Source organism: Vibrio sp. 10N.239.312.D08, from assembly GCF_041466145.1.
Classification (GTDB): Bacteria; Pseudomonadota; Gammaproteobacteria; order Enterobacterales; family Vibrionaceae; genus Vibrio; species Vibrio crassostreae_C.
This window is the reverse complement of the sequence record NZ_JBFSSD010000129.1, coordinates 1-1,175: the sequence shown is the minus strand read 5'-3', so window position 1 is coordinate 1,175 and position 1,175 is coordinate 1. Positions and strand designations below refer to the sequence as shown.

1 protein-coding gene is annotated in these 1,175 nt (G+C 37.0%); it reads left to right on the top strand.

What is annotated here, in order from left to right; translation table 11 throughout:
• The first annotated feature begins 160 nt into the window (after positions 1-160).
• On the top strand, positions 161-1,036 hold the full coding sequence (locus AB6D58_RS24480) for a hypothetical protein (RefSeq protein WP_372083340.1): 876 nt from the start codon (positions 161-163) through the stop codon (positions 1,034-1,036).
• Positions 1,037-1,175: the final 139 nt, after the last annotated feature.

Below are 1,175 nucleotides of genomic sequence, written 5' to 3'. Positions count from 1 at the left end.
CTCACACTCCTAAGTCTAGATTGCTAAGGAGGGAGTGGATTCCATACATCACGTTTTGACAGGTTGACCACTGATGCAATCAGAAAGATAATTGATTTAATTTTTTCAAAACATGTAACCTGTCGTTAGGTTACATAATATCAGTCACTTAGGGATAGTCATGACAGCGTACAAAGGAATCTCCGAACTCACTTCAATCAAGATTCTTTCATGGTTTTTTGGGGTGACGATTTTTATAGTTACGATTTTGATATCGACTTCAGTTATACCTAATTACTCGCTTTCCCTTACTCCAAAAGGGTTCGAAAATTTCATTACACTCTTCAATGCGCCAATTAAGTTAGCCGCAGCTTACGCTGCAATTGTGGGCTTAATTTCATTAAATCACAGATCAATACAAACTAAAGAGCAACTCGATAGAGCAAGTACACAGATAGCGCAGATTCAAGCTCAGAACCTTTTTGCAAATTACTATAAACATCGAGAAGAGTTCGTAAAGTACAGTGACAAAATCGCTGGAGCGTTAGAGTGTCAACCTATAGATGTAGCTGGATTGGTACATATCAACTTATTCCCTAATGCTAAAGGCGGTGATTATGCTCCTTATGAAATTACAAACACCGATTTTTTTGAGCGTTTAGCTAAGATAATTAACGAGTGTCAGACCTGTATCGATGAAGGGAAGTACAACAGAGTAAAAAGCTCGTCGTTCCAATTTCCACTAAGTAAAGCATTTAATGATCTTGAAATCCTCACTGGTACAAGAAGAAGCAAAAATTGGAATTTTGACAACACTATCTCACCATACAATTTTGCAAATAGTGTTCACTCTATGGCATCAATTTTCTTCTTACTTCTAAGTGACTACTGGGTAATGGCTCGATTCGAAAAGGACATTCAAACTGCCGAGACCCGTAAAGTTATGTGGGCTTTGGGCGACTTTAAAGATAACTTCAAGTGTAATGTTGAGTTAGAGATTAATACGCAAATAAAGCCATATCTAGAAAATATAACAAGGGCTATTTCCAACCTGTAAGTCGCTTTGACCAATCGATGAGAGGTTTTCAACACCTCAGATTATCTGTTAAATGTTAATTTAATAAAAGATGTAACTCGCTTCTGTCCAGAAACGTTTTTAAAATTGATCAAACTCTATTGTCCTCCGACAACAATGG

Bases quoted from the DNA above. Each gene is read 5' to 3' on its own strand.
- AB6D58_RS24480 (WP_372083340.1), top strand. From the start codon at position 161: ATGACAGCGTACAAAGGAATCTCCGAACTCACTTCAATCAAGATTCTT.